The sequence below is a fragment of the Cupriavidus sp. OTU4054 genome (assembly GCF_038440175.1).
Taxonomy (GTDB): domain Bacteria; phylum Pseudomonadota; class Gammaproteobacteria; order Burkholderiales; family Burkholderiaceae; genus Cupriavidus; species Cupriavidus pauculus_D.
The window spans coordinates 121,267-148,209 of sequence record NZ_JASATF010000010.1 but is presented as its reverse complement, the minus strand read 5'-3'; the positions used below and the strand labels follow the sequence as shown (position 1 = coordinate 148,209).

The window sequence follows — 26,943 nt, the reverse complement described above, 5'->3', positions numbered from 1 at the left end:
GCGGCAGTATTTTTTGCGCCGCACAGAACCGGTGCAAACGGCGTGCGGGTTACGCCTGAAACGCCCGTGCGTGGTGCACGCACGGGCGATGCCCGACACCGTAACCGGCGTTCTTGCGCGCGGGGATCAGGCCGTCACGCCGCCATCCACACCGATCGATTGCCCGCTGATATAGCGCCCCGCCGGCGAGGCAAGCAGCAGCGCGAGGCCGGCGACATCCTCGGCCTCCGCGATGCGGCGCAGCGGGATATTGCCGGCGAGAAACTTCTCGCGCTCGGGATCGCCCCACAGCGCATCGCGCGAGAAGTCGGTGCGCACGGGACCGGGGTTGATGCTGTTCACATTGATATTGTGCGGCCCCAGCGTCTGCGCGAAGTTGCGCATGAGCATGTCGATCGTCGCCTTGGAGACGCTGTACATCGCCAGCATCGGCGAGCTGCGGCGCGCGGCAATGCTCGACATGAACGTGATGGAGCCATCGCGGCGCTCGATCATCTGCGGCGCGAGCGCGTTGACGAGTTCGAGGTTGCCGCGCACGTTGCCCGCGATCACGTCGTCGAGCTTGTCGGCGCCCTGGCCGAGGATCGTGCCGACCACGGCACTGGCCGCGGCATTGAGCACCAGCGCATCCACGCGCCCGTAAGTGGCAAGCGCGGCTTTCGCGAAGGCCGCCACGCTCGCGCTGTCGGCAATGTCGCAGGCAATGCCGGTGGCGGTAATGCCTTCGGCCTTCAACTCGGCGGCGACCTTCTCCGAGACTTCGGCACTGCGGCCGGACACGATGACCTTGGCACCGGCCTCGCCGAGCGCGCGGGCCATGGCAAGGCCCATGCCTTTGGTGGAACCGGTCAGGACGGCCACGCGGCCGGACATATCGAACAGCTTGGACACGAAATTGGGCACGACTTACTCCTTTGGCAGGTCAACGAGCTTTGCATGACGAACAACATTTATTGAATAAAGTATGTTCATCATATAAACTCGCGTCAAGTTTAATTTTTTCAGGGGTCTCCATGGCACGCGCTTCCCGGGCAGTGGCCGAGCAACACAGGATCGACATCGAGCGTTCCTCGTCGAGGCTGTTCAAGGAGTATGGACTCCACGGCGTGACCGTGGCACAAGTCATGGCCGATGCCGGCCTCACGCATGGCGGGTTCTATGGGCACTTCGGCTCGAAGGACGAACTCGCCGCGATTGCCTGCGCGCGCGCATTCGCCGAGTCGGGTGAAAAGTGGTCGCAGCGCATCGCCGATTCGGGCGGCGACGGCCGGGAGGCACGCCGCCGGCTCGCGGACCCGTACCTGTCCCCGACCCATCGCGATCACGTCGGCGAAGGCTGCACCGCGGCCGCGCTGACCGGCGATATCGCGCGCGAGCCCGCCGACAAGCCCATCCGGGCGGTCTATGCGGCCGGGGTGCGCGACATGGTCAATGCCTGGCGCAGTACGTTGCCCAATCCCGACACTCCGGAAGCGAACGACACCGCGCTTGCGCAGATCGCGCTACTCGTGGGTACGATGGCGATCGCCCGTGCCTCGCGCGGCGATCCGCTCTCCGAAGAGATCATCGAGGCGGCGCGCCGCCAATTGCTTCAGCCGTAATCACGACTCGAATCGCCCCCTCAAACCGCACCACTCATACCGACAACAAGACCTGCCCATGTTTGCGCACGCCCTATCCCGCCGGCTCGACCGGCACGGCATCCACTATGCGTGGCTGATCGCCATCGTCACGTTCTGCGTGATGCTCACCACGTCGGCTTCGCTCGGCCTTCCCGGCGCGTTCCTCAAGCCGCTGACGAAGGAAATGGGATGGGACACCGACCAGATCTCCTCGATCCTCGCGTTCCGCTTTGCATTGTTCGGCCTGATGGCGCCGTTCTCGGCGATCCTGATGGAGCGCTTCGGCGTCCGTAACGTCGTATGCACGGCGCTCGCGATGATCGGCGCGGGCATGGCGCTCGCCACCGTCGCCACCGAACTGTGGCAGCTGTTCTTCGCATGGGGCCTGCTGCTCGGTATCGGTTCGGGCATGACCGCGCTGGTGCTGGCCGCCGTGGTGGCCAACCGCTGGTTCCATGCGCGCCGCGGCCTCGTCATCGGCCTGCTGACCGCGAGCTCGGCCACGGGGCAACTGGCGTTCCTGCCCGTGGCGGCCTGGCTGATCGAGCATATGGGCTGGCGCGTCGCCGTGCTGCCGGTGCTGATCGCCTGCGCGGTGCTGGCCTGCCTCGTCTTCGCGTTCATGCGCAACCGGCCGTCCGACATCGGCAAACCCGCCTATGGCGAATCTCCGGCAGCCGCCGCCATGGCCGCGCCGGCCGCCCCGCCCGCACCGCTCACGCTGCGCGGGCCGTTCGTGGTGCTGGCCGAAGCGATGCGCAACCCGACGTTCTGGATCCTCGCCGGCACCTTCTTTATCTGCGGGCTGTCCACCAACGGCCTGATCCAGACCCACTTCATCTCGCTGTGCGCGGACTACGGCATGTCCGCCGTGCCGGCCGCTTCGGCGCTGGCCATGATGGGCGCGTTCGACTTCGTCGGCACCATCCTGTCGGGCTGGCTGTCGGACCGTTACGACAGCCGCAAGCTGCTGTTCTGGTACTACGCGCTGCGCGGCCTCTCGCTGTTCTGGCTGCCGCACTCGACCTTCACGCTCTACGGCCTCTCCATCTTCGCGATGTTCTATGGGCTGGACTGGATCGCCACCGTGCCGCCGACCATCAAGCTCGCGGGCAGCGCTTTCGGCCGAGACCGCGCGCCGATGGTGTTCGGCTGGATCTTCGCCGCGCACCAGATCGGCGCGGCCACGGCGGCGTTCGGCGCGGGCCTCTCGCGCACGATGCTGCTGACCTACGCGCCGGCACTGTACGTGGCGGGCGGTGCGTGTCTGATCGCCGCGTTGATGGCGCTAGCCGTGCGCCGCTCGCAGCCGGCCGCGCAAGCCGGCGTCCCCCGGCAGCCCAGCAAGGCCTGATATCCGCCGCAAGCGGTCAGGTCAGGCCGGGACGCGCCACCGTGCGCTCTCGGCCTCGAGCGCAGCGATCAGTGCCGCCACCGACTCGCGCTTGAGCGCGGTCTGTCGCACCAGCACCCCGATCTCGCGCTGCGGCGCCGGCCCCGGCATCGGCACCAGTTCCACCTTCGGCGTCTCGTGCACGGGCACGAGCGCCGCGGGAATGATCGCGCATCCGAGCCCTTCGGCCACCATCTGCAGGATCACCGCGGGCTCGTCGAGCTCCATGCCCTCCCGCACCCATAGCCGGTGCCGCCGCAGATAGCGGTCCACGAGCTGGCCGCCGGTCGAATGGCGGTTGTAGCGGATAAACGGCATCGTCGGCAGCACCGTCGCCAGATCGTTCCCGGTACCGGCGGGCGCAATCGCCACGAACGGCTCGTCCAGCAGATGCAGCCATTTGAGTTCGGGCGGAATCCCGAGCCGCGGCCTGACCAGCACCGCGATATCGAGCTCGCGCGCGTCCACCTGCGTCAGCAGTTGCGTGGACATGCCCGGCACCACATTCACATGGGTGTTCGGAAACCCCTCCCGAAACCGATGCATGGCCTTGGGCAGCAGCGTTGCCTGCACCGTGGACACCGCGCCGAGGTCCAGCGGGGCGAGATCCGGCTGCGCCCGGCTGCCTGCCCCTTTCATCGACGCATAGAGCGCCACGAAACGCGTGGCGTCGTCGAGCAGCCGGCGGCCGTCCTCGCTCAGCGCCACCGATTTCCCGGATCGGTCGAATAGCTGGCAGCCCAACTCCTCTTCGAGCCGGCGAATCTGCATGCTCACGGCGGACTGGGTCAGACCCAGCCGCGCGCCGGCGGCCGAAAACGAAGCCGTTTCGGCGGCGACGAGAAAGGTCTGGAAATAGCGGATCACGGCAGCAAGACGGAAACGGGATGCATATCAAAAATCCTGATGCTCAGGGCATAAATCATTCGTTTCATATTACGCAAGCTTCTGCTTACAATCAACGCCAGTCCCTACCACACCACGCTGAAACCATGAGCGCCATTCCGCTGTTCCACCTCGCTTTCCCCGTTCACGACCTCGCGACCGCGCGCGCCTTTTATGGCGACCTGCTCGGCTGCCCCGAAGGCCGCAGTTCCGACGCCTGGGTCGATTTCGATTTCTACGGCCACCAGATCGTCGCGCATCTGTCGCCCGACGAATGCGGCCATCGCGGCAGCAGCGCGGTGGACGGCCATGACGTGCCCGTGCGCCACTTCGGCGCGATCCTGTCGATGGAGCAGTGGGAGGCCCTGGCCGACAAGCTGCGCGCGGCCGACACCAGGTTCGTGATCGAGCCGTATGTCCGCTTCAAGGGCGAGGTGGGCGAGCAGGCCACGATGTTCTTCCTCGATCCGTCGGGCAACGCGCTCGAGTTCAAGGCATTCGGCGACCTTTCGCAGGTTTTTGCCAAATAAGCGCCAGACACCCTTTCACACCCAAGAGTCAACCATGACCGCAGACACCAACGAGTACGTCATCGCCCCTGCCCCGCAGGCCAGCATTGCCGTGGCAGACAGCAATGCTCGCTTTCCGATCCGCCGCGTCTTCTGCGTGGGCCGCAATTACGCGGCGCACGCCCGCGAGATGGGCAAGGATCCGGACCGCGAGCCGCCGTTCTTCTTTACCAAGCCGGCCGATGCGGTCGTGGCGGCCGAGGGCTCGGTGCCCTACCCGCCGCTGACCGAGAACCTGCACCACGAGATCGAACTCGTGGTCGCGCTCGGCAAGGGCGGCCGTAACGTGAGCCCCGCGCAGGCGCTCGATCTCGTCTGGGGCTATGCGGTCGGTGTGGACCTCACGCGCCGCGACCTGCAGGACGTGGCCAAGAAGATGAGCCGGCCGTGGGACTGGTCGAAGGCCTTCGACGCTTCGGGCCCTTGCGGTCCGCTGCAGCCGGCCTCGCGCATCGGTCATCCCGAGAAAGGCGCGATCTGGCTCAAGGTCAACGGTGAAGAACGTCAGGTCGGCGACCTCGACGAACTGATCTGGCCCGTGGCCGACGTCATCGCCTATATCTCCGAGAGCATGGAGCTCGCCCCTGGCGACGTGATCTTCACGGGCACGCCGGCAGGCGTCGGCGCGCTGCTGCCCGGCGACAAGGTGACCGCCGGTGTGGACGGCGTGGGCGAAATCGCCTTCAAGATCGGGCAGCGCGGCTGATCGCGCACACGATCGATGGCAGGATCGGCGGCGCTGGCGCAGCAATGTGCCAGCGCCGTTTTTCCTTGTTTTTCAATGCGTTATCAGAAAATACGGGTTCAGATTAGAGCGACGCCTCAAATTCTTTCGCACAAAGTCCTTGCTTATCTATCTAGTAGTAGATATTCTTCGTGACATGGACGCCGCTGCAACAGATTCGAAACACCGCAACGGTCTTTTTTTTAGCGTCGCGAATCTATCTAGTAGTAGATAACATCGACCGAAAACGAATAAGGAGCAGATCATGAATGCCAAGACCATCCTCACCGCCGCCACTTTCGCCGTCGCCGCAGCATTCGCTTCGGGCGCCGCACAAGCCCAGGGCCCGGTGGACAGCACGCATGCCGGCGACCGCTACGGCTACAACTTCCGCGTCAACGACGCCCGCGACGTCTACTCGCAAGGCGCTCGCGTGACCGATGCACGCGACGTGTATTCGCAAGGCGCGCGCATCAGCAACCGCGACGGCTACACCGACGGTGCCCGCGTGACCAACCGCGATGGCCTGGTGGCTGGCCTGGACCGCACCGGCGTATCGGCTGAACCGTCGCGTACCCGTGACGTGTACACCGACGGTGCCCGCACCCGCGACGTCTACACCGACGGTGCCCGTGCGTAATCACAGACCGGCGGCGTCCGCATCGATTGGGCATGACGCCGCCGGCCGATCGACCCCGGATGAATCGGAGTTTCCAAATGAGTTGGCGTGACAGTGCCCTGATTCTGGGCGGATGGGTAGCGCTTTGCCTGGGGAGTGGCGCGCTGCTCTCGCTAGTTGCGCGAACGCTGTCGATCTGAATCGGCGGCGTAGTAACAAGGAGGGTCTATCCCACGATAGACAAGCGTCATGAAAACAACATCCGTACGCGACCAATTGCTGGCCCACACGCTGGTTCTCATCCAGCGCCGCGGATACAACGGATTCAGCTACCGTGACCTGGCGGAGCTTGTGGGCGTGAAGACCTCAAGCATTCATTACTACTTCCCGACCAAGGACGACCTGGTTCTGGAAGCGGTGAAGCTGTATACGGCATCCGTGTCCGATCGCATCCATGCGATCGATCCATCGCTCCCGCTGGCCGAACAGGCGCGGCAATACCTGCAACCGCTGAACGCAACGATCGACCTCGGCAACGCCTGCCTTGCCGGCATGCTGTCCGCGGAAGTCGTGACGATGCCCGAACAGGTTCGCGCGCTGCTGCAGGCGCACTTCCAGATGAACGAAGCGTGGCTCACGCGTCTGCTGCAACGTGCCGAAGAGGCCCGTGGCTGCCCCGGTGCCGTCGCGCCCGAAGCGCTGGCCAAGGTGATCTACGGCGCCGTGCAGAACGGTGTGATCACGGCCCGCATGTCGGGCTCCAACGATCGCTTCGAAGCCGCATCCGACATGCTGATCGGCGCGGTGTCGACCGACCCGGCCGCGCACCATCGCGCGCCGCGCGAGGCAGTCGAAGCCATACCGGCGTAAGAGCGCCCGGCGATATCGAACGCGCGCCTTCCCCGCGGAACGGCGCGCGTCGTCATTTGCGCTTGCCCATGTCGAGCGTGACCCACGTCGGCGCATGATCGCTCGCGTGCGGCTCGCCCCGGACCCAGCGATCGACGCCGGCGTCTGTCAGACGCGGCGCGAGATCGGCGCTCAGCAGCAGATGATCGATGCGGAGCCCCGAATTGGTCTGCCAGTGCTGCCGGAAATAATCCCAGAACGTATAGATCCGCTCGTCCGGATACCGCGCGCGCAGGGCATCGGTCCAGCCCTGGTCTAGCAACCGCCGATAGCAAGCACGCGACTCGGGCTGCAATAGCGCGTCCTTGAGCCACGAGCGCGTGTTGTAGATATCGTCGTCGGTCGGCACCACGTTGTAGTCGCCCGCGAGCACCACCGGATGGCCGCTGTCGAACAGCCCCTTTGCATGGCGGATCAGCCGTTCGAACCACGCGAGCTTGTAGTCGAACTTCGGGCCGGGCTGCGGATTGCCGTTGGGAAGATAGAGGCAGGCGACGAGCACGCCTTGCACCGCTGCCTCGAGGTAACGGCTCTGCGTATCGTCTTCCGCGCCCGGCAGGCCGCGCCGCGCCTCGATCGGGTCCGCGCCGCGCGCCAGAATGGCCACGCCGTTCCACGACTTCTGCCCGTGCCAGATCGCGCCATAGCCGGCCGCGCGGATCTCGTCGATCGGGAAGCCCGAGTCGATGGTCTTCAGCTCCTGCAGGCATACGGCATCGGGCGCTTCGCGTTCGAGCCACGCCAGCAACGCGGGCAGGCGCGTGCGGATGCCGTTGATGTTGAACGTGGCGATCTTGAGGGATTTTGGCTTGCGCATGAGACCTATGGTAGACAACGGGACGGTCATGCGGGAGGCCGCTGCAAGAATCCTTCCCGCACCGGCGACGGACACTGTATATTCATACAGTTCACCGATTGTCCACCGGTTGCCCCGCCCAGCCTTGTCCGACGCCCCCTCTGTCTTGTCTCCGCGCTATACCGTCGCAGTGCGCACGCTGTGCGAGTTTACGGCCAAGGCCGGCGACCTCGACCTGCGCTTTACGCCCTCGCCCACGGCGCAGGAAGGCGTGGCGGGCCATGGCGTGGTGACGCGGCGGCGCGGCGCGGACTATCGCGCGGAAGTGGCGCTGAGCATGGACTTCGCGGGCCTGCGCGTGCGAGGCCGGGCCGACGGTTACGACCGCGCCGCCAACCGGCTCGAAGAAATCAAGACCGTGCGCGGCGAAGGCGCGGCGGTGCCCGACAACCATCGCGCGCTCCACTGGGCGCAGGCTAAAACCTACGCGTGGATGTTATGCGCGCAGGAAAATCTTGCAGAGATCGAGGTCGCGGTCGTCTACTTCGACATCCTGAGCCAGCAGGAACGCGTGGAAACCGAGCGCTGCGACGCGGCCATGCTGCGCGAGGCATTCGAACGCCAGTGCCAGTGCTTTCTCGCATGGGCCGAACGCGAGCTGGCCCATCGGCATGCGCGCGATACCGGCCTGGCCGCTCTCTCCTTTCCGCACGACGACTTCCGGCCGGGGCAGCGCACGCTGGCCGAGTCGGTCTACAAGGCCAATGCCTCGGGCCGCACGCTGCTGACGCAGGCGCCGACCGGTATCGGCAAGTCCATCGGCACCGTGTTCCCCGCGCTCAAGGCCATGCCGGGGCAGCAGATCGACAAGCTGTTTTTCCTGTCGGCACGCTCGACGGGCCGCGCGGTGGCACTGGAGGCCACGGCAAAACTGCGCGGCCGCGATGGCGGCCCGCTGCGCGTGATCGAACTCGTCGCGCGCGACAAGGCCTGCGAACACCCGGAGCTGGCCTGCCATGGCGCCTCGTGTCCGCTCGCGCACGGGTTCTACGACCGGCTGCCCGCCGCGCGCGAGGCGGCGAGCGACGCGGCGAGTCACACCCTTCGGCTCGATCGCGGGGCCTTGCGCGAGATCGCGCGCGCGCATGCGATCTGTCCGTATTTCCTCGCACAGGAGATGGTGCGCTGGAGCGATGTGGTGGTCGCCGACTACAACTACTACTTCGACCGCAACGCGATGCTGTACGCGCTCACCGTGATCAACGGCTGGCGCGTGAGTGTGCTCGTCGATGAAGCGCACAACCTCGTCGAACGCGCTCGCGCGATGTACACGGCCGAGCTCGATCCCATCGCGTTCCGCGCGATGCGCAAGACGGCCCCCAAGGGGCTGGCGAAGCCGATCGAGCGCGTCAACCGGCAATGGCGCGCGCTGGCACGCCAGGGCGATGCCGCTTACGAGAGGATGGAGACGGCCCCGGCGGGCTTTATCGATGCGCTCACGCAATGCTGCGCGGCGATCCTCGAGCAGATGAGCGCCGCCGGTCCCGCGCACGAACGCCACGATGCCGAGCTCGAACGGTTCTATTTCGACGCGCTGCAGTTCGTGCGCCTGGCCGAGCAGATGGCGGAGCACGGCGGCCAGCATTCGCTGTTCGATCTCACGCGTCGGCCCCGCGATGTTCGGTCCGCCGCGCGTGGCGTGGATGCGTTGCCATGCGTGCGCAATCTGCTGCCCGCGCCATTCCTGCGCCCACGCTTTGCCGGCGCGCATTCGACCACGCTGTTTTCGGCCACGCTGCAGCCCGTCGATTACTACAACGACATGCTCGGGCTGCCCGCGCGCACGGCGTGGGTCGAGGTGCCCTCGCCGTTCCGCGCCGAGCAGCTCGACGTCCATATCGCCACGCGCATCTCCACGCGCTATCGCGACCGCGACCGTACGCTACCCGCGCTCGTGCAGCTGATGGGCGAGCAATATGCGGCGCGGCCCGGCAACTACCTTGCGTTCTTCAGCAGCCATGACTATCTGCAACGCGCGGCCGAACTGTTCGCGCGTCACTACCCGGACGTGCCGTGCCGGCTGCAGGCGCGCGGCATGGACGAAGCGAATCAGGCCGCGTTTATCGATGGCTTTGTCGCGGGCGGACGCGGCATCGGTTTCGCGGTGCTGGGCGGCAGCTTTTCGGAGGGTGTCGATCTTCCCGGCGACCGGCTGATCGGCGCGTTCGTGGCGACGCTCGGGCTGCCGCAGATCAATCCCGTCAACGAGCAGTTGCGCGAGCGCATGGAGCAGCTGTTCGGACAGGGATATGCCTATGCGTACCTGTATCCGGGACTGCGCAAGGTGGTGCAGGCTGCGGGCCGGGTCATCCGTACCGATGCGGATCGGGGTGTGGTCTGGCTCATCGACGATCGGTTTGCCGATGCGGAAATTCTTGCATTGTTGCCCGCGTGGTGGCGGCCTGCACATCGTGAATTTTCGCGGCACAATGCGCTTCAGCACGACTCGCAATCCGGGCCGGATGCCGCTGGCGCGATTTTCGCGTAAGCGTGGGCCACCTCATCCGCGAGACCAGGAGACACCTAACGATGAGCATGACCAAGACCTTTGCCGCCACCGAACCGGCGCGCGCCGAGATCGATGCGCTGTCCGGCGCCACGCTGCTCGAGTTCGGCGCCCCGTGGTGCGGCTTCTGCATGCGCGCGCAGCCGCTGATCGAGACCGCGTTCGCGACGCATCCGTCCATCCGCCACGTCAAGATCGAGGACGGCAGCGGCCGGCCGCTCGGCCGTTCGTTCCGCGTCAAGCTCTGGCCCACGCTCGTGTTCCTGCGCGACGGGCAGGAAGTCGCGCGCCTCGTGCGGCCCACCGACGCGAACGCCATCGCGGAAGCCATGGCGAGTATCGAGGCCGCCGGCTAACCCAGCCATTCAGGCCTCGCGCATCATCTCCACGAGCGCGCGCAGGCCCGCCGGGATATTGCGGCGGCTCGGGTAATACAGGCACAGCCGGCCGTACGACGGCGTCCAGTCCTCGAGCACGCGCACGAGGCGCCCGGCCGCGATATCGGGCAGCGCGTTCCATTCGCTCAGGTACGCCAGGCATTCGCCCTCGCGCACGGCGGCCGTCATCAGCGACGCGTCGTCGAGCGTGATCGGGCCGGGCACGTCCACCTCGAGCATCTCGCCATGGCGCGTGAACTCCCAGCGATAGATCGACCCGCTCGCCATGCGCGCGCGGATGCAGCGATGCTGCAGCAGATCCATCGGCGACTGCGGCACCGGATGCTTCTCGAAGTACCCGGGCGTGCCCACCACCACCATGCGCTGATCGGGTCCGAACGGGATGGCCACCATGTCCTGCGGCACGGCTTCGAGCAGCCGGATGCCCGCGTCGAATCCCGCCACGACGATATCGATCAGCCGGCCCTCGGTGACGACGTCGAGTTGCATGTCGGGGTAACGCCGGCCGTATTCGAGAAAGATCGGCAGCACCTGTCTGGCCGCGCCGACCGACGTATTGATGCGCAGCGTGCCGCGCGGCGTTTCGCCATAGCTGCCCGCCTGCGTCAGCGCGTCGCGGATCGACGCCAGCGCCGGCGCCACGTTATCGACGAACTGCGCGCCGGCCTCCGACAACGCCACGCTACGTGTGGTGCGATTGAACAGCCGCACGCCGATGCGGCCTTCGAGCGCCGCGATACCGTGCGATAGCGCCGAGGTCGAGACGCCGAGTTCTACCGCCGCCGCGCGAAAGCTTTTGTGCCGGGCCACCGCAAGCACCGCCTCGAGTTCCTGTAAGCCACTGGTCTGCATCCTCGAATTATCCCGATCTATTCAACGATTCATCCTCGATTGTATGGCTAGACGGGCCAATGGTGCGCGCCTACATTGAAAGCAACCCAACTTTCCCGCTATTTGACGCTCACCATGCACACCATCGACAAGATCTATATCAACGGCGCCTTCGTCACCCCGCACGGCGAAGAATGGTTCGATCTCTTCAACCCGGCCACCGAGCAGACCATCGGCCGCGTGCGGCTCGCCGACGAGGCCGACGCCGGCGCGGCGATCGCCGCCGCCAAGGCCGCCTTGCCGCGCATCGCCAGTGCCAGCCGCGAAGAACGGCTTGCATGGCTCGCGCGGATGGAAACCGCAGTCCGCAAGCGCGAGGCGGAACTGTTCGACGCGGTCATCGAGGAATATGGCGCGCCGATCAGCCGCGCGCGCTGGATGGTGGACTATGCCGCCGACGTCATCGCGCATACCGCCGACGTGCTGCGCGACTATCCGTTCGCGCGGCGCGCGGGCACCGCGGAAGTCACGATGACGCCGGTCGGCGTGGCCGGCCTCATCACGCCGTGGAATGCCAATGCCAGCTTTATCACGGGCAAGCTCGCCACGGCGCTCGCGGCCGGCTGCCCGGCGGTCATCAAACCCAGCGAGATGAGCGCGCTGCAAACGCGCATCGTGACCGAGGCGCTGCATGAAGCCGACCTGCCCCCGGGAGCGTTCCATATCGTGACGGGCCGTGGCGATGTGGTGGGCGCGGCCATCACCGCGCATCCCGATGTGGCCAAGATCTCGTTCACGGGCTCCACCGCGGTGGGCAAGGCCATCGTGCGCGCCGGGGCGGACACGCTCAAGCGCGTGACGCTCGAGCTCGGCGGCAAGTCGCCGACGATCGTCCTCGACGACGCGGATTTTGCGGAAGTCGTGCCGATGGTGCTGCAGGCCGGCTTTATGAACAGCGGGCAGGCCTGCATCGCGGGCACGCGCGTTCTCGTGCCCGCCGCGCGCAAGGCCGAGTTCGAAGCCCATATTCGCGACGCCATCGGCCAGTTTCCGGCGGGCCTGCCTTCGGACCCCGCCACGGCCATCGGTCCGATGGTGAGCCAGCGTCAGTGGGAGCGCGTGCAGCGCTATATCGGCGTGGGGCTCGAGGAAGGCGCGACGCTCGTGGCCGGTGGACCGGGCCGTCCCGATGGCTTGTCCGCGGGCTGGTTCGTGCGCCCGACGGTGTTCACCGATGTGCGCAACGACATGACGATTGCACGCGAGGAGATTTTCGGGCCCGTGCTGTCGATCATCGCGTATCGCGACGAAGCGGACGCGGTGGCGATTGCCAACGACACCACGTATGGACTGTCCGCGTATGTCATGGGCAAGGACGCGGAACGCGCCCGGCGCGTGGCGTCACGCATCGCGTCGGGACGCGTGCTGGTGAACACGCTCGCGCACGAGCCCAAGGCACCGTTCGGCGGCTTCAAGCAGTCGGGCCTCGGCCGCGAGTACGGCACGTTCGGGCTCGAGGCCTTCCTCGAACCGAAGTCCACGCTCGGCGTATTTGCCGCTTGATCCGAGGACGATACGGGAGATCAGGTCTCGAGCGGCATCGCGCTCGTGCACTTGATCTCGTCGAGGCATACGCTCGACTTTACGCCGCTCACGCCCGGTATGCGCATCAGCGTATCGAGCAGAAAGTCGGACAGCGACTTGAGGTCGCGCGCCACGACCTTGAGCACGTAGTCGATATCGCCCGTCACCGAGAAGCACTCCTGGATCTGTGCGAGTTCGGCCACCAGCCCCTTGAACCTGGACAAGTCCCGGATGTGCCCGCGTTCCATCGTCACGTGGATGAACGCGGTCACCCCAAACCCGAGCGCCGCGCTATCGAGCCGCGCCTCGTACCGCTTGATGATGCCGGCCTCTTCCAGCCGGCGATGCCGCCGCAGCGTCTGCGCCGGCGACAGGCTGATGGCCTCGGCCAGTTCGAGGTTGGAGGCGCGTCCATGTTCCTGCAGCACGCCCAGCAAGCGCCGGTCGGTTCGATCGAGCTCCGGATTCTGCACGTCGATTTCTCCTTATCGTAGTTCTACGAAATTTCCTCTCACAACCTAGGGTTTCCCTTGGGATGTTACGAAATCCTATTTTGCGGGCGCGAATATACACTCGAATGGTTCGCTGCTGGCAGGGATGGTGCACCGAAGTCGGGAATATCGCATCTTTTGTCCCCGCCCGCGACTCGGTATTTACGAGATCCCTGCAATATCCGGGCCTGACACCCGCAATAAAATTTCTCCATGACCGACCTCTCCACGCAAACGCCCATGGCCGACCTCTTTGACAACCCGATGCAGCTGATGGGATTCGAGTTCGTCGAATTCGCGTCGCCGATGCCGAATGTCCTCGAACCGCTGTTCGAGAAAATGGGCTTCACGCTCGTGGCACGCCATCGTTCGAAGGACGTGGTGCTGTACCGCCAGGGCGACGTGAACTTCATCGTGAACCGCGAGCCGCACAGCCAGGCGGCCTACTTCGCGGCCGAGCACGGCCCGAGCGCCTGCGGCATGGCATTCCGCGTGAAGGATTCGCACAAGGCGTACGCCCGCGCGCTGGAACTCGGTGCGCAGCCCGTGGAGATTCCGACCGGCCCGATGGAGCTGCGCCTGCCCGCGATCAAGGGTATCGGCGGCGCGCCGCTGTACCTGATCGACCGGTTCGAGGACGGCAAGTCGATCTATGACATCGACTTCGAGTTCATCGAGGGCGTCGATCGCCGCCCCGAGGGGCATGGCCTGCGCGTGATCGACCACCTGACGCACAACGTCTATCGCGGCCGCATGACCTACTGGGCGAACTTCTACGAACGCCTCTTCAACTTCCGCGAAATCCGCTACTTCGACATCCAGGGCGAGTACACGGGCCTCACGTCCAAGGCGATGACCGCGCCCGACGGCCGCATCCGCATTCCGCTCAACGAGGAATCGTCGAAGGGCAGCGGCCAGATCGAGGAATTCCTGATGGCGTTCAACGGCGAAGGCATCCAGCACATCGCGTTCCTGACGGACAACCTCATCGAGGTGATCGATCGCCTGCAGATGGCCGGCGTGGAGCTGATGACGGCACCGAACGACTATTACTACGAAGCGCTGGAGACGCGCCTGCCCGGACATGGCCAGCCCGTGGACCAGCTCAAGGCGCGCGGCATCCTGCTGGACGGCACCACGGCCGACGGCAAGCCGCGGCTGCTGCTGCAGATCTTCTCCAAGACCGTGCTCGGCCCGGTGTTCTTCGAGTACATCCAGCGCAGCGGCGACGAGGGCTTTGGCGAGGGCAACTTCAAGGCGCTGTTCGAGTCGCTCGAGCGCGACCAGATCGCCCGCGGCACGTTGAAGGTTTGAACGGTTTTGCCGGGATGGCCCCCGCGCGAGACGGCGCAAGGGGGCCGATCGCGGTCATTTTTGTCGTAAGCTATCGGTTTTGGCGGCGTGCTGCCGCCCGCGCTCCCTCCACTCTCTGCCAAGCCAGCCCATGTTCCAACATATCGAGGCCTTTCCGGGCGATCCCATCCTCTCGCTCAACGAAGACTTCCAGCAGGACCCGCGCACCAACAAGGTCAACCTGAGCATCGGTATCTATTTCGATGACGATGGCCGGCTGCCCGTCATGAAGGCCGTGGCCGAGGCGGAAGCCGCGCTGCTGGCCGACATGGGTCCGCGGCCATACCTGCCGATGTCGGGCATGGCCGCGTATCGCCAGGCCGTGCAGGCGCTGGTCTTCGGCGAAGACAATCCGGCGCGCGTGGATGGCCGCATCGCCACGCTGCAGACGCTGGGCGGTTCCGGCGCGCTGCGCGTCGGCGCGGACTTCCTCAAGCGCTATTTCCCCAACACCGAGCTGTGGCTCAGCGACCCCAGCTGGGAGAACCACCGCGTGGTGTTCGAGCGCGCGGGCTTCAAGGTCAACAGCTATCCGTACTACGACCCGGCGACCGGCGGCCTGAAGTTCGACGAGATGCTTGCCGCGATCAAGCAGATTCCGCAGGGCGGCATCGTGCTGCTGCATGCGTGCTGCCACAACCCGACCGGCGTCGATCTGAACGACGCGCAATGGCTGCAGGTCATCGACGTGGTCAAGCAGCGCAAGCTGCTGCCGTTCGTCGATATGGCCTATCAGGGTTTCGGTTCGAACCTCGATGACGACGCGTTCGTCGTGCGCGAACTCGCGCGCCAGGGCGTGCCGGCGCTCGTCGCCAATTCGTTCTCGAAGAACTTCTCGCTGTATGGCGAGCGTTGCGGCGGACTGAGCGTGATCTGCCAGAGCGCCGACGAAGCGGGCCGCGTGCTCGGTCAGCTGACCGGTGCCGTGCGCGCGAACTACAGCAACCCGCCGACGCATGGCGCGCGCGTGGTGGCTCGCGTGCTGACCTCGCCCGATCTGCGCGCGAGCTGGCAGCAGGAACTGGCCTCGATGTGCGATCGTATCGCGCGCATGCGTCAGGCCATCCATGACCAGCTGCGCGAGCATGTGACCGGCGAGAAGCTGTCGCGTTACATCAAGCAGCGCGGCATGTTCACGTACACGGGGCTGACGGCCGATCAGGTCGATCGCCTCAAGAACGAGCATGGCGTGTATCTGCTGCGTTCGGGCCGTATGTGCGTGGCTGGCTTGAACGAGCGAAACGTGGGCGTCGTGGCCCATGCCATCGGACAGGTCCTGAAGGATTAAGCGACTGTCAGCAAGCTCCTGCGGATGGGGGTACCATTTCGGCCATTCCCTATCCGCACGGAGTTTTCATGGCTTCAACTTTGGCCTCGTTCCCGATTCACGACAAGTGGCCTGCCTCCCACCCTGACCGCCTGCAGCTTTACTCGCTGCCCACGCCCAACGGCATCAAGGTGTCGCTGATGCTCGAAGAGACCGGTCTGCCGTACGAACCGCATGCCGTGCGCTTCGACAGCAACGATCAGCTCTCGCCCGCGTTTCTCTCGCTCAATCCGAACAACAAGATCCCGGCGATCCTCGATCCCGACGGTCCTGGCGGCAAGCCGCTGGCGCTGTTCGAATCGGGCGCGATCCTGATCTATCTGGCCGAGAAGACCGGCAAGTTCATGTCGGCCGATCCGGCCACGCGCTACGAGACCATCCAGTGGGTGATGTTCCAGATGGGCGGCATCGGTCCGATGTTCGGCCAGCTGGGGTTCTTCCACAAGTTCGCGGGCAAGGAGTACGAGGACAAGCGTCCGCGCGACCGCTACGTGGCGGAGTCGAAGCGGCTGCTGGGCGTGCTCAACGAACGGCTCAAGGGCCGCGCGTGGATCATGGGCGACGACTACACGATCGCCGATATGGCGACGTTCCCGTGGGTGCGCAATCTCGTGGGCTTCTACGAAGCGGGCGATATCGTCGGCATCCAGGACTTCCCCGAAGTGTCACGCGTGCTCGAAGCATTCGTGGCTCGGCCCGCCGTGCAGCGCGCGGTGAACATTCCTTCGCGCGACTGATCCCATCATGCAACCCATCGTCGTTGTCGCAACCATTACCGCGCAATCGGGCTCGGAAACCATTGTCCGCGATGCGCTCGTCCGCGCTGTCGAGGCGGTCAGAACGGAGCCAGGCTGCGAGCAGTATGACCTGAGCACGGACACCAGCCAGCCCGGCACGTTTGTCATGATCGAACGCTGGCGCAGCGAGGCGGATCTCGAAGCGCATGCCAATGCGCCGGCCTTCCTGGCCCTGGCCAAGACCATCACCGGAATTGCGCAGCTGGATATCCGGCGCCTGACGCCGGTACGTTGAACGTCTCGGTCGCCGCGTACTATGCTTCTCCCGTACATGACACAGGGAGGCAAGATGTCAAACTTCAGCGGCCATTCTGGCAAGGTAAGCGTCGCCATCGCCTGCATGGCGGGCGCGCTGGCGTCATGCGCGTCGGGGATATCGGCTCCGCCCGAACTACAGCCCCCCGACGCGCGTGGCACGATCGCCGCGATGCATGCGTCGGGCGTGCAGATCTATCAGTGCAGGCGCGGGAACGACGGCCGGTTGTCGTGGACGTTCCTCGCACCGGAGGCGACGCTGAAGGATGACACGGGGCAGCGCGTCGTCCGGCATTACGCCGGACCGACGTGGGAGGCGCCCGATGGGAGCAAGGTGACAGGCAAGGTGCTGCAGCAGAAGGCCCAGGGCCCCGACAGCATTCCGTTGTTGCTGTTGCAGGCAACGAGCACCGGCGGGACGGGTCTGCTCTCGAAGACGCGGTATGTGCAACGGCTGAAGACCGAGGGCGGTGTGGCACCGGCTCAGGGTTGCACACAGGAGGGGCAGGAAAATCGCGTGCCCTACCGCGCGGATTATGTGTTTCTGGAGTAGCCCTCCAAGCCATTCATGTGTCTCACAGCGAACCGGTTCAATTCATTCGACCCGGATGTTGGCGTCTCGTATCAGATCTCCCCAACGCCTGGCCTCGTGCCGCACCTGCTGCTCGAATGCCTCCGGGGTGGAGCTGACGATATTGAAACCGTCACTGGCCATCTTGTTCCGGATCGCTGTATCCGCCAGCGTCTTCGACAGCGCTGCCTGTATCTTCTGGAACACGTCTTTCGGCAATTGCGCGGGCGCGACCATGCCTACCCACGACTGGGCGACGTACCCCGGCAGCACGGCATCGACGGTAGGAATGCCGGGCAACTGCGGCGCAGGATCCTTGCTCGCGGTAGCGACGATATGCGCGCGGCCGGTCTTCTCGTAGTTGATCACCGTCGGCAGGCTGGCGATCACCATATCGACCTCGCCGCCCAGTAGTGCCGTGAGCATCGGGCCGCCGCCGCGGTACGGCACATGCATCAGGTCGATCCCCGCTTTCTTGCCGAAAGCGACGGGGTTGAGGTGATTGGAGCCCCCCACCCCCGAAGATCCGTAGGTCACGCCGCCGGGATTCGCTTTCGCTTTCGACAGCAACGCCTGCAGCGACGTCAGCCCGGACTTCTTCGATGTGACGACGGCCATAGGCATCGTTCCGATCAGGCTCACATAATCGAACGACTTGAAGGTGTCGTACTTGATGTCGTACAGGCTCTGGTTCACGGCGTGCGAGTCGAACACCAGCAGCAACGTGTAGCCGTCCGGCGCCGCTCGCGCGGCCTCCGCGGTGCCGATCGTGCCCGACGCACCGCCGCGGTTGTCGACGACCACCGTCTGGCCGAGATTCTCCGAGAACTTCTGCGAGATCGTGCGCGCGACATAGTCCACGGAGCCACCGGGTGGGAACGGTACGATCAGACGTACGGGCTTGCTCGGATAGGTATCAGCGTGGCCTGCGGCGGGAGCCAGTACGAGCATGGCCCCCGCGATCGCCGCGCCGACGCGGTTGCGGATGGTGTTGCGAATGCTTTTATTGTTCATCGTTGTCTCCTCCTTCTCGGGGTGTCCTGCTCGCGGGGGTCAGCGGCCGATATCGACGACCAGCCGCCCCCTCACTTTTCCTTCCAGCAGCTCGTGCGCGGCGCCGATCGCATCGCTCAAACCGATGACGCGCGTGTTGTCCGCCAGCACGGCCGGATCGAGATCCGCGGCCAGGCGACTCCAGGCTTCCAGACGGCGTGCTCGCGGTGCATACACGCTGTCGATGCCGATCAGCGAGACGGCGCGCAGGATGAATGGCGCGACGGTCGCGGGCAGGTCCATGCTCTGCGCCAGCCCGCAGGCGGCGACCACACCGCCGTAGCGCGTGGTCGCGAGCACGTTGGCGAGCGTATGACCGCCGACACAGTCGACGGCCGCGGCCCATGCCTCCTTCTGAAGCGGCTTGCCCGCCTCGGCCAGCACGCCGCGATCGATGACGCCGCTGGCGCCAAGCCCGATCAGGTAGTCGGCCTGGTCGGGCCGGCCCGTCGAGGCCGTTACGGCGTAGCCAAGCCTCGACAGAATCGAGATGGCTATGGTGCCGACACCGCCGTTCGCCCCCGTCACCAACACGGGCCCGGACTCGGGCATCACGCCGCGCGCCTGCAGCGCCATCACGCACAGCATGGCCGTGTAGCCCGCGGTGCCGATGGACATACTGTGCCGCGCCGACATCCCCGCCGGCAGCGGGACCAGCCAGTCGCCGCGTGTCACGGCGTACTCGGCAAGACCACCCCAGTGCGTTTCTCCGGTGCCCCACCCGTTCAACACCACGGTGTCGCCCACGGCGAAACGCGCATCCGCGCTGCGCTCCACGACACCCGCGAAATCGATGCCCGGTACCATCGGAAACTTCCGCACGACAGGCGAACGGCCGGTGATGGCCAACGCATCCTTGTAGTTGAGCGTGGAATGACTGACGCGCACGAGCACATCCCCTTCCGGCAGCGCCGCCCTGCCGAGGGAGCGCAGATCGCAGCGGGTGCCGCCGCCTTCGGCCTTGTCGATGAACAACGCACGGAACGTGGTCGGAGGTGTTTGCATGGTGGAGGTGGTGGTCGCTTCGGTGTGGGGTGGCCCGGCATCGCCAGCGCGACGCCGGAATCGTTGAGCGAGCGATGCGCCAAGGCGATCGCGCATGACTTCGTTGGAGCCATCGGCAAGGCATAGCGCGCGCGCCGCCATGAGGCGCCGGCTCATGCCGGTGTCGCGCGCCATCCCGCGTGCGCCCATGGCCTGGATACAGGCGGAGACCACGCTTTCGGTCTCGTTGCCGGCGTAGAGCTTGGCGCTTGCAGCCGCCTGCATTGCCTCGGGACTGCCCGAATCGATCGCCTGTGCAGCCCGTTGCGTCAGCATGTCCAGAATATCCAGCTTGGCCGCAGCGTCGACGAGCGACCAACGCACGCCCTGCTGGTTGATCACGGGTTGGCCGTAGACCGTACGCGACGCGGTCCATGCCGTGGCCGTCTCGAGCGCGCTTCGCATGACGCCGCACGCCATCGCCGCGATATGCACGCGCGCCTTGTTGACGCCCGCCATCGCCTGCCGAAAGCCGGCCCCAGGCGCATAGAGCACGTCCTCCTCCGGAACGAAGCAATCGTCGAGCGCGAAGCCGCCGATCCCCGCGAGTTCGAGTCCGTCGATGGGCATATCGCCCTGACGAACGCAACCTTGCGTGCGGAGATCCACGATAAAGCAGGCAATGCCGTTGGCGCCCTGCGATGCATCGGTCTGCGCGAACACGAGCGAAATTTCGGCGCCGGTCGCGCTGGCGATCCACTGCTTGTCGCCGGTCAGGCGCCAGCCGTTCTCCACCCGGCTCGCCCGCATGGCGATGGACGTGAAGTCGCTGCCCGCGCCCCGCTCCGTCATCGCCGTGCATCCGATCAACTCGCCTCTCAGCATTGCGGGAACGTACTTCCCGCGTGCCGCGGGCGTTCCGCTCTCCGCGATGCGGAGGGCGGCGTTATGGTGGTTGATGAATGCGAAGGCAAACGCGAATTCCGTTTCCGCGAGCGTCTGCGCGACCAGTGTGCGCGCGCGAAACGGCAACCCAAGTCCGCCGAGTTCGGCGGGAACCTCGATGCCCGCCATGCCGCGCGCGCACGCTTCGCGAATGGCCGCGCCTGCCCAGGTATCCAACCCGCTGCCGGCCAGTCGAGCCACCGTATCTGTCGCGAACTGCCGCGTCGTGTCGAGCAGCGCCGCAATGCGGCGCTCCACTACGTCGAGATCGCCCGCGTTCATGCCGTAGCCTCGCAAGCGTCGGCGATGGCGCCGCTTTGCAGGAGCGCGTCGATGCGGGCCGCGGAATAGCCGGCCACCTCGCGCAGGACGCGCGCGGTATCGGCACCGTGCGCGGGTGGATATGCCAGCGATGGCGCGTCCGCGAACTTGAAGGGGTTGCCGAGCATGGGCACCGCGGTGCCGTCCGCGGGATGTGCGACCTGTTCGACCATGCGCCGCTCGTGGACCACCGGATGCGCAAGGGCCTCGCTGACGTTCAGGACGACGGCAGCCGGCACACGGGCTTCCGTAAAGATCGATTCCCATTCGGACGCGGGCCGCGTGACGATGGTGTCCGCGAGTTCTCGCGTGAGCGCCGGCACGTTCGCGATGCGCGCGGCACCGTCGAGGAAGCGCGGATCGTCCGCGAGCTCGGGGCGTCCTATCGACTCGCAAAGCTTGCGCCAGAAATGTTCGCCCGTCGGCGCGAGCGCGATCCACCTTCCATCGGCGGTCTGGAAGATATCGCTCGGCGCGATCATGGCGTGCCGTGCGCCACCCGCCTGCGGCATCGCGCCGCCGCATAGCCAGCCCTGCGCCTGCCAGGTCATCATGGCCACCTGCGCGTCGAACAGGGAAACCTGCACGCATTCGCCCTTCCCCGTCGCCTGGGCACGGCACAGCGCCGCCACCGTGCCGAGCGCGAGATACAGGCCTCCGGCCAGATCGGCCACCTGATAGCCCACGCGCACGGGCTGCCTGCCTGCTTCACCCGTGATGCTCATCAGCCCGGACATTGCCTGCAGCATGAGGTCGAAGGCCGGGGCGTTCGCATACTCGCCCTGATCATGTAGCCCGATCATCTGCGCCACGACGATGCGCGGATTGATGGCGGCCAGCGTCTCGAAATCCAGCCCCAGCCGCTTGGGTACGGACGGCGCGAAACCGTAGATCACGGCATCGGCTTCGCGCAGCAGATCGTGAAAGGCTTCCTTGCCGCCGGGCGTCTTCAGGTCGAGCGCGATGCCGCGCTTCCCGCGATTGACCGACAGGAAGAACGGCGAGTCCCCGGCCTCGGTGAGGGGCGGCACGCGCCGTGCCGTGTCCCCGTCGAGTGTCTCCACCTTGATCACGTCCGCACCGAGCTGCGCGAGCAACTGTCCCGCGAACGGTCCGCCCAGTACCCAGCTCAGATCCAGCACTCGCCTGCCTGCCAGCATGTCGTCTCCTCTCCCTCATGGGATGAATATTCCTCACACTGCGGTGCCGCGCCCTGTGCGCGCCGCGTGCGGAGCAGGAGCATTTGACTCTCTCGACCGACCGGCATCAAACGATATAAACTGGCCGCTAATGTTAGCTTTCCTAACACTATGCAAAGACTACCCCCACTCAATTCGATCCGGGCCTTCGAGGCTGCCGGCAGGCTGCGCAGCTTTTCGCGCGCGGCGGACGAGCTTTCCGTCACGCATGCCGCGGTGAGCCACCAGATCAAGGCGCTGGAACAATCGCTGGGTGTATTGCTCTTCCACCGGCTGGGGCGATCGGTGCAACTGACCGATCAGGGACGGCTCTATCTCGACTCCATCAGTCCCGCGCTGGCCGCGATCGCGTCCGCATCGCGGCGCATTCGCGCGCATGAAGTGCTGCGAGTCAACGCATTGCCCACCATCACCATGCGATGGATCTTTCCACGGCTCGCCGCGTTCCGCGCGCTGCATCCGCACGTCGAGGTGGAGATATCCACGGGCCTCGAGCCTATGAGCCAGATACCCGCGAACGTCGATGTCGTCATTCGCCGCGAGCCGCAGGAGGTCATGGGACTACACAAGGTGAAGGTCGTTTCGGAAACCGCGTTTCCCGTATGCTCGCCGGCGCTGCTCGAGCGCGCGCCGTTATCGACCATCGCAGACCTGGCCCACCATACGATCCTGCACTGCCCGGCGCGCCGCACGGCATGGGACGACTGGCTGGCGGCGGTACAGCACACGCGCGTGGTCCCCGCGCAATCCCTCGAACTGGAGCATCTGTACTTCTGCCTGCAGGCCGCAATCGACGGCCTCGGCGTGGCGATGGGCTACTCGCCCCTCGTTGCTACGGACCTTGCGGCCGGACGTCTCGTCGCACCGTTCGGGGCGCTGGAACTCACTACACCGGGCTATTTTCTGATCACGCGCGCCGAACGGCAGCATGATCCCATCGTGAAGACTTTCTGCGATTGGATGATCGAGCAGGGGTCCCTATTTGATGCGAGCGTCTCCCAAATAGTATTGGGCTGATCAGGCGTGACGGAGAGGAGGCGAGAAGCGTGGACGCGCGGAAGTATCGGTCCTGGGGAGTCCGAGCATTTCACGGGCCTCCGCGGGCGACGCAATGTCGTAATCCATTTCGCGCAGAATGCGCACGGTGCGTTCGACCAGTTCGACATTGCGGGCAAGTTGCCCCTGGCGGTAGTACAAATTGTCTTCCAGACCGACCCGGATCATCTGGCCGCCAAGCAGCAGCGAGTTGATTCCTGCCGGCAATTGCGCCGGGCCGATCCCGCTCACGCAGAAGATGCTCTCTTCTGGCAACAGGTCGACCATGTACTGCAAGCCCTTCGGGCTATAGGGCATCGCGTTCTGAAAGCCGCGGTGCGCGTTCATGACCAGGTTGAACACGTATGGCGGTTCGTCCAGCCCCATCTGAATCAAGGTCGTCGCGTCCTGGACGATATGGGTGGGGCTAAAGACCTCCCATTCGGGCTTGATTCCGCGCGTCTTCATTGCTTCCGCAAGAAACCGGCCGCGCGATGGCGACGTGTTGAGCAGGACTTCCTTGCCACCGAACGAAGCCACGAACGTGAAAGCGTCGAGGGTACACATTTCGGCCCCCGCTTCCATTCCCTTGATACGCTCTTCCCAAACGGTGTCCCACATCCCGCCCTCGATCGGCCGGATCATGTCGCCGTGGACACCGCCGCCAGTCGAGTTATTGATGACGATGTCGCATGCCGCGCGGATGCGTGCGTTGATATCCGCGTAGATATCGGCGTTGCACGTGGCTTCGTCGTCCGGACGCCGGGCATGTATGGCCACAACACTTGCGCCAGCGTTGTAGCAGTCGTACACGTCGCGTGCGATCTCCTCTGGCTGCGTCGGCAGGTAAGGATTCTGTGACTTGAATGCCATGCCGCCCGTTGGTGCGACGAGGACTATCACCTTGTTCTTCGCCATGAAAACCTGCTCACTCCCTTCTCGATGCAGCCATCGGCGCATCGTCGCGCACGGCATACTGAAGCATGCGCTCGCGCAAATCTTCCGGAATCGATATCGCCACGCGTCTGTCGAATGAGAGAAATACGATCGTCTGCGATATCTCGACCCGGACCTCGTGGTGACACACGGCCCTCAAGGCGAGCGATACGGAGCTGTCCCCCACGCGAGTAACAGCCAACTGCATTCGCAGGCTATCGCCGATCTTGCTTGGCGATTTGAAATCGACCTCGAGGTGGACGGTCGGTACACCCGTCCGTCGCACCGAGATCAGATTCGCGTAGTTGACTTGCAGGCCTTCGTTGAACCAGTCTTCGATCAGCTCATGAAAGAGCACGAAATACTGCGGATAGAACACGATGCCCGCAGGATCGCAGTGCTGAAACCTCACCAGTTTTCTGCACTCGAATGCACCCACGACATTCGGCTGCGTCATGGAGCGACAGGCTTCAACACGGACTCGTACCGATCGATAAAGCCTTCGACAGCCCTCAGCATCCGACCTGTCTCCATCGGTGTAATTGGCAGGCTCAGCACAATGAAACCTCTGCGCGCGATATAGATGCCTTGCTCGATCATGTGGAAAAAGAACAAGTCTTTAAGAATGTTTCCATTCGGGTCCAGGTCGGAGACCGAACGAATTTCCTGAGTGCCGGCTTGAAGGTTCATCAGCGACCCCGTCCCGATAAATTGCATCGGCACACGACGCGCGGTGCACATGGCATTCAGTTCACGACGCAGCTGATCCCCCATCGCGTTCAGTTCGCGCGCGGCGGCGGGTGTGTACAGTTCGGCCAGTCCCGCGGCACCGGCGGCCATCGTGAGAACGTTGTTATTGAACGTGCCGGCATGGGGCGTTGCAGCGCGATTGCGTGGGTCGAACTGGTCCATCAGGTCCCGGCGTCCGCCAAACGCGCCGAACGACATCCCACCTCCAATGTACTTGCCGAGGGTCGTCAGATCTGCATGGATTCCCAACGTTTGCTGCAGTCCACCGGGTGCCAGGCGGGACGTCATCACCTCGTCGAAAACCAGCAGCGCACCATACGCCGTCGTCATCTCACGCAGACCTGCCAGAAACGCCGGCTTGCCGAGGATGCAACCCGACGCGCCCTGCATGGCCTCCACGACGACCGCGGCGACGTCCTCCGGGTATGTCTCGAAGATCGTTCGAACACTCTCGAGGTCGTTGTAATTCGCGATCAGATACTCGTGCGGAACATTCACGGGACTGCCACCGGCAGCGAACGTGAGGACACCGCCGTGATAACCACCCTTGAAGACGATGATCTTCGCCCGCCTGGTATGAACCTTCGCGGTAGCAATGGCCATCAGGTTGGCCTCGGTTCCCGAGTTCGTGAAGCGTATGGCGTCGACAGAGGGGAACCGCTCGCAAATCATCCTCGCGAGCCGGGATTCCAGAAGGTTATGGCCGCTGAGATTGATGCCTTTGTCCAGCGCGCCATCGATGGCCGCCCGGATGACGGGGTTCGAATGGCCATAGATCCCGGCCGTGAATTCCGCGATGAAGTCCAGATACTCGTGGCCGTCCGCATCCCAAAGCCGGCAGCCCTCTCCGCGAACGATCGCCAGGGGGAATGGGGTGTAGAACAGCACCGAACGTGTGTTGCCGCCTGGCATCACCTCGGTCGCCTGGACATACTGCGCCTGGCTGTTCGGGTTTCGTTCCGCGTAGTTTGCCGCTGCAGCAGCCACCGCCTTGTCGATGGCGGCGACGTCGATATGGATTGCGAAATTGTTCATGAAGAAGCTGCACTCCGTGGGTCCGGTATGCCGGCTATGATAGCGATCAACATTTGCATTGTCCACTGATCAATTTATGGTTGTCATCTGCATAATTTTGCCTGCATAGCCAAAAACCTGTGCGCTGTACAATGGACAGTTGTGCGGACAAGCAACGTAACGGATACATCCATGCCAAATTCGACTCAACGGACACCACGTGCCCGCGTCAAGAAAACCGAAGAGAAGACCGAAAATGCGGCGGGGCCAAAGAAGAAGGCGGCTTCACGCGCGCCAGCAAGCGCCAGGAAAACGACCCGGAAGGCCGCGGATACCGGTCTGACCCGGGAGCGGATCATTGCCGCCGCCATCGAACAGATTGACCGCAATGGCGTCATGCGCTTCAGCCTTCGGGATGTCGCCCGCTCGCTGGGCGTTTATCCGGCCGCCGTCTACTGGCACGTTGCAACCCGTGACGACCTGCTCGCAGCCGTCGTTGAAGCCACCATGGCCGATGTCGCGCCAGAGATCGGCAAGTTGACGTGGCAGGACTGGTTTCGCGAACTGTTTGTTCGATGCCGCGCGGTGATGAAGGAACACCCGAACGCGGCCCAGCTTGTCGGTGGACAGCTGGTCGCGAACTCGTGCCTGAGTCCGGGCATGATCGACCGAATCCTCACTGTTCTGGTATCTGCAGGCTGCAAGGAGGAGGGCATTGTGGAGCTTTACAACGTGGTCATTGCCGCGATGGTCGGATTCCCTACGCTCGAGTTCGCCGCGGTGCCTACCGATGACCCAGATGCCTGGGCCGCGCAATTGCAGCAGAAGGCCCACGAAATTCGCGCACTCGAGTACCCGATGCTTGCGCGATACCTTCCTGCCATGGCGAATCGCGCCTTCATCGTTCGTTGGCAGAATGGCGTCGAGGCGCCGATGGACTCGAGCTTTGCCACATACGTTGAAGTCGTGATCGCCGGGATGGAGAAACGCCTCGCGCAGATGTGACGCCGGTCGCG

Annotated in this window: 27 protein-coding genes and 1 pseudogene; 16 read left to right on the top strand and 12 right to left on the bottom strand. The window is 64.8% G+C overall.

The window, feature by feature from the left end; genetic code table 11:
* Positions 1–126: 126 nt before the first annotated feature.
* Positions 127–891, bottom strand: coding sequence for an SDR family NAD(P)-dependent oxidoreductase (locus AAHB16_RS14305; protein WP_150377309.1), 765 nt, complete (start codon positions 889–891; stop codon positions 127–129).
* Positions 892–1,013: 122 nt separating this feature from the next.
* Between AAHB16_RS14305 and AAHB16_RS14300 the strand changes: the two genes are divergently transcribed.
* Both AAHB16_RS14300 and AAHB16_RS14295 read left to right on the top strand, forming a co-directional pair.
* Positions 1,014–1,601, top strand: a complete 588-nt coding sequence (locus AAHB16_RS14300; protein WP_150374701.1) for a TetR/AcrR family transcriptional regulator — start codon at positions 1,014–1,016, stop codon at positions 1,599–1,601.
* 58 nt (positions 1,602–1,659) lie between these two features.
* On the top strand, positions 1,660–2,976 hold the full coding sequence (locus AAHB16_RS14295) for an MFS transporter (RefSeq protein WP_342051183.1): 1,317 nt from the start codon (positions 1,660–1,662) through the stop codon (positions 2,974–2,976).
* 21 nt (positions 2,977–2,997) lie between these two features.
* Here AAHB16_RS14295 and AAHB16_RS14290 read toward each other — a convergent pair whose 3' ends face one another.
* Positions 2,998–3,882 (bottom strand): LysR family transcriptional regulator, encoded by an 885-nt coding sequence (locus AAHB16_RS14290; RefSeq protein WP_150374703.1) that lies wholly within the window; start codon positions 3,880–3,882, stop codon positions 2,998–3,000.
* 125 nt (positions 3,883–4,007) lie between these two features.
* Between AAHB16_RS14290 and AAHB16_RS14285 the strand changes: the two genes are divergently transcribed.
* The 4 genes from AAHB16_RS14285 to AAHB16_RS14270 all read left to right on the top strand — a co-directional run bounded on the left by AAHB16_RS14285 (position 4,008) and on the right by AAHB16_RS14270 (position 6,682).
* Positions 4,008–4,430, top strand: coding sequence for a VOC family protein (locus tag AAHB16_RS14285; RefSeq protein ID WP_342051182.1), 423 nt, complete (start codon positions 4,008–4,010; stop codon positions 4,428–4,430).
* Between the two features lie 34 nt (positions 4,431–4,464).
* A complete protein-coding gene (locus tag AAHB16_RS14280) occupies positions 4,465–5,175 on the top strand; it encodes a fumarylacetoacetate hydrolase family protein (RefSeq protein WP_150374705.1) in 711 nt (236 codons plus the stop codon).
* A gap of 283 nt (positions 5,176–5,458) precedes the next feature.
* Entirely contained in the window at positions 5,459–5,833 is a 375-nt protein-coding gene (locus tag AAHB16_RS14275; protein WP_150374706.1) for a hypothetical protein, read from the top strand.
* 228 nt (positions 5,834–6,061) lie between these two features.
* On the top strand, positions 6,062–6,682 hold the full coding sequence (locus tag AAHB16_RS14270) for a TetR/AcrR family transcriptional regulator (RefSeq protein ID WP_342051181.1): 621 nt from the start codon (positions 6,062–6,064) through the stop codon (positions 6,680–6,682).
* 52 nt (positions 6,683–6,734) lie between these two features.
* Here AAHB16_RS14270 and AAHB16_RS14265 read toward each other — a convergent pair whose 3' ends face one another.
* Positions 6,735–7,538 (bottom strand): exodeoxyribonuclease III, encoded by an 804-nt coding sequence (locus AAHB16_RS14265; protein ID WP_342051180.1) that lies wholly within the window; start codon positions 7,536–7,538, stop codon positions 6,735–6,737.
* A gap of 145 nt (positions 7,539–7,683) precedes the next feature.
* Between AAHB16_RS14265 and AAHB16_RS14260 the strand changes: the two genes are divergently transcribed.
* Both AAHB16_RS14260 and AAHB16_RS14255 read left to right on the top strand, forming a co-directional pair.
* Positions 7,684–10,065: an ATP-dependent DNA helicase gene (locus AAHB16_RS14260; RefSeq protein WP_342051179.1), complete on the top strand. Its 2,382-nt coding sequence runs from the start codon at positions 7,684–7,686 to the stop codon at positions 10,063–10,065.
* 41 nt (positions 10,066–10,106) lie between these two features.
* Positions 10,107–10,439: a thioredoxin family protein gene (locus AAHB16_RS14255; RefSeq protein WP_150374709.1), complete on the top strand. Its 333-nt coding sequence runs from the start codon at positions 10,107–10,109 to the stop codon at positions 10,437–10,439.
* Between the two features lie 9 nt (positions 10,440–10,448).
* On the opposite strand, the gene AAHB16_RS14250 is transcribed toward AAHB16_RS14255, so the two are convergent.
* Positions 10,449–11,333 carry a LysR family transcriptional regulator gene (locus AAHB16_RS14250; protein ID WP_150374710.1) on the bottom strand — a complete coding sequence of 295 codons (885 nt, stop codon included), beginning with the start codon at positions 11,331–11,333 and terminating at the stop codon, positions 10,449–10,451.
* A gap of 114 nt (positions 11,334–11,447) precedes the next feature.
* On the opposite strand from AAHB16_RS14250, the gene AAHB16_RS14245 reads away from it, so the two are divergent.
* Positions 11,448–12,875, top strand: coding sequence for an aldehyde dehydrogenase family protein (locus AAHB16_RS14245; RefSeq protein ID WP_150374711.1), 1,428 nt, complete (start codon positions 11,448–11,450; stop codon positions 12,873–12,875).
* Between the two features lie 20 nt (positions 12,876–12,895).
* Here the strand turns inward: AAHB16_RS14245 and AAHB16_RS14240 are convergent, their stop codons facing one another.
* Complete coding sequence (locus tag AAHB16_RS14240; RefSeq protein ID WP_150374712.1) at positions 12,896–13,369, bottom strand: Lrp/AsnC family transcriptional regulator; 474 nt, start codon at positions 13,367–13,369, stop codon at positions 12,896–12,898.
* 258 nt (positions 13,370–13,627) lie between these two features.
* Between AAHB16_RS14240 and hppD the strand changes: the two genes are divergently transcribed.
* From hppD to AAHB16_RS14215, 5 genes are all read left to right on the top strand, one after another.
* Positions 13,628–14,701, top strand: a complete 1,074-nt coding sequence (gene hppD / locus AAHB16_RS14235) for a 4-hydroxyphenylpyruvate dioxygenase (RefSeq protein WP_150374713.1) — start codon at positions 13,628–13,630, stop codon at positions 14,699–14,701.
* A gap of 130 nt (positions 14,702–14,831) precedes the next feature.
* Complete coding sequence (locus tag AAHB16_RS14230; protein ID WP_150374714.1) at positions 14,832–16,028, top strand: amino acid aminotransferase; 1,197 nt, start codon at positions 14,832–14,834, stop codon at positions 16,026–16,028.
* Positions 16,029–16,096: 68 nt separating this feature from the next.
* The gene (locus tag AAHB16_RS14225; RefSeq protein ID WP_150374715.1) at positions 16,097–16,804 is read left to right on the top strand and encodes a glutathione S-transferase N-terminal domain-containing protein; all 708 of its coding nucleotides are present in this window, start codon (positions 16,097–16,099) and stop codon (positions 16,802–16,804) included.
* Between the two features lie 7 nt (positions 16,805–16,811).
* Positions 16,812–17,099 (top strand): putative quinol monooxygenase, encoded by a 288-nt coding sequence (locus AAHB16_RS14220; protein WP_150374716.1) that lies wholly within the window; start codon positions 16,812–16,814, stop codon positions 17,097–17,099.
* A gap of 54 nt (positions 17,100–17,153) precedes the next feature.
* The gene (locus tag AAHB16_RS14215; RefSeq protein WP_223851735.1) at positions 17,154–17,672 is read left to right on the top strand and encodes a DUF3455 domain-containing protein; all 519 of its coding nucleotides are present in this window, start codon (positions 17,154–17,156) and stop codon (positions 17,670–17,672) included.
* 42 nt (positions 17,673–17,714) lie between these two features.
* Here AAHB16_RS14215 and AAHB16_RS14210 read toward each other — a convergent pair whose 3' ends face one another.
* The 4 genes and pseudogenes from AAHB16_RS14210 to AAHB16_RS14195 form a co-directional block, all read right to left on the bottom strand.
* Positions 17,715–18,704 carry a tripartite tricarboxylate transporter substrate binding protein gene (locus tag AAHB16_RS14210; protein WP_342051178.1) on the bottom strand — a complete coding sequence of 330 codons (990 nt, stop codon included), beginning with the start codon at positions 18,702–18,704 and terminating at the stop codon, positions 17,715–17,717.
* Positions 18,705–18,743: 39 nt separating this feature from the next.
* Positions 18,744–19,748: an acrylyl-CoA reductase (NADPH) gene (gene acuI / locus AAHB16_RS14205; RefSeq protein WP_223851850.1), complete on the bottom strand. Its 1,005-nt coding sequence runs from the start codon at positions 19,746–19,748 to the stop codon at positions 18,744–18,746.
* Positions 19,749–19,829: 81 nt separating this feature from the next.
* Positions 19,830–20,954 (bottom strand): annotated as a pseudogene (locus tag AAHB16_RS14200) (acyl-CoA dehydrogenase family protein); the annotation flags it as partial.
* Positions 20,951–22,153: a CaiB/BaiF CoA transferase family protein gene (locus tag AAHB16_RS14195; RefSeq protein WP_150374718.1), complete on the bottom strand. Its 1,203-nt coding sequence runs from the start codon at positions 22,151–22,153 to the stop codon at positions 20,951–20,953. The pseudogene AAHB16_RS14200 and the gene AAHB16_RS14195, both read right to left, overlap by 4 nt.
* Before the next feature lie 150 nt (positions 22,154–22,303).
* Between AAHB16_RS14195 and gcvA the strand changes: the two genes are divergently transcribed.
* Positions 22,304–23,209: a transcriptional regulator GcvA gene (gene gcvA / locus AAHB16_RS14190; RefSeq protein WP_150374719.1), complete on the top strand. Its 906-nt coding sequence runs from the start codon at positions 22,304–22,306 to the stop codon at positions 23,207–23,209.
* Here gcvA and AAHB16_RS14185 read toward each other — a convergent pair whose 3' ends face one another.
* Genes AAHB16_RS14185 through AAHB16_RS14175 form a run of 3 tightly spaced genes read right to left on the bottom strand, consistent with a single transcriptional unit; the run spans position 23,210 to position 25,948 of the window.
* A complete protein-coding gene (locus tag AAHB16_RS14185; RefSeq protein ID WP_150374720.1) occupies positions 23,210–24,145 on the bottom strand; it encodes a 3-keto-5-aminohexanoate cleavage protein in 936 nt (311 codons plus the stop codon).
* A gap of 10 nt (positions 24,146–24,155) precedes the next feature.
* Positions 24,156–24,620 (bottom strand): acyl-CoA thioesterase, encoded by a 465-nt coding sequence (locus AAHB16_RS14180; RefSeq protein WP_150374721.1) that lies wholly within the window; start codon positions 24,618–24,620, stop codon positions 24,156–24,158.
* Positions 24,617–25,948, bottom strand: coding sequence for an aspartate aminotransferase family protein (locus AAHB16_RS14175; protein WP_342051177.1), 1,332 nt, complete (start codon positions 25,946–25,948; stop codon positions 24,617–24,619). The genes AAHB16_RS14180 and AAHB16_RS14175 overlap by 4 nt, the downstream gene beginning before the upstream one ends.
* A gap of 171 nt (positions 25,949–26,119) precedes the next feature.
* On the opposite strand from AAHB16_RS14175, the gene AAHB16_RS14170 reads away from it, so the two are divergent.
* The gene (locus AAHB16_RS14170; RefSeq protein WP_150374723.1) at positions 26,120–26,932 is read left to right on the top strand and encodes a TetR/AcrR family transcriptional regulator; all 813 of its coding nucleotides are present in this window, start codon (positions 26,120–26,122) and stop codon (positions 26,930–26,932) included.
* Positions 26,933–26,943 lie beyond the last annotated feature (11 nt).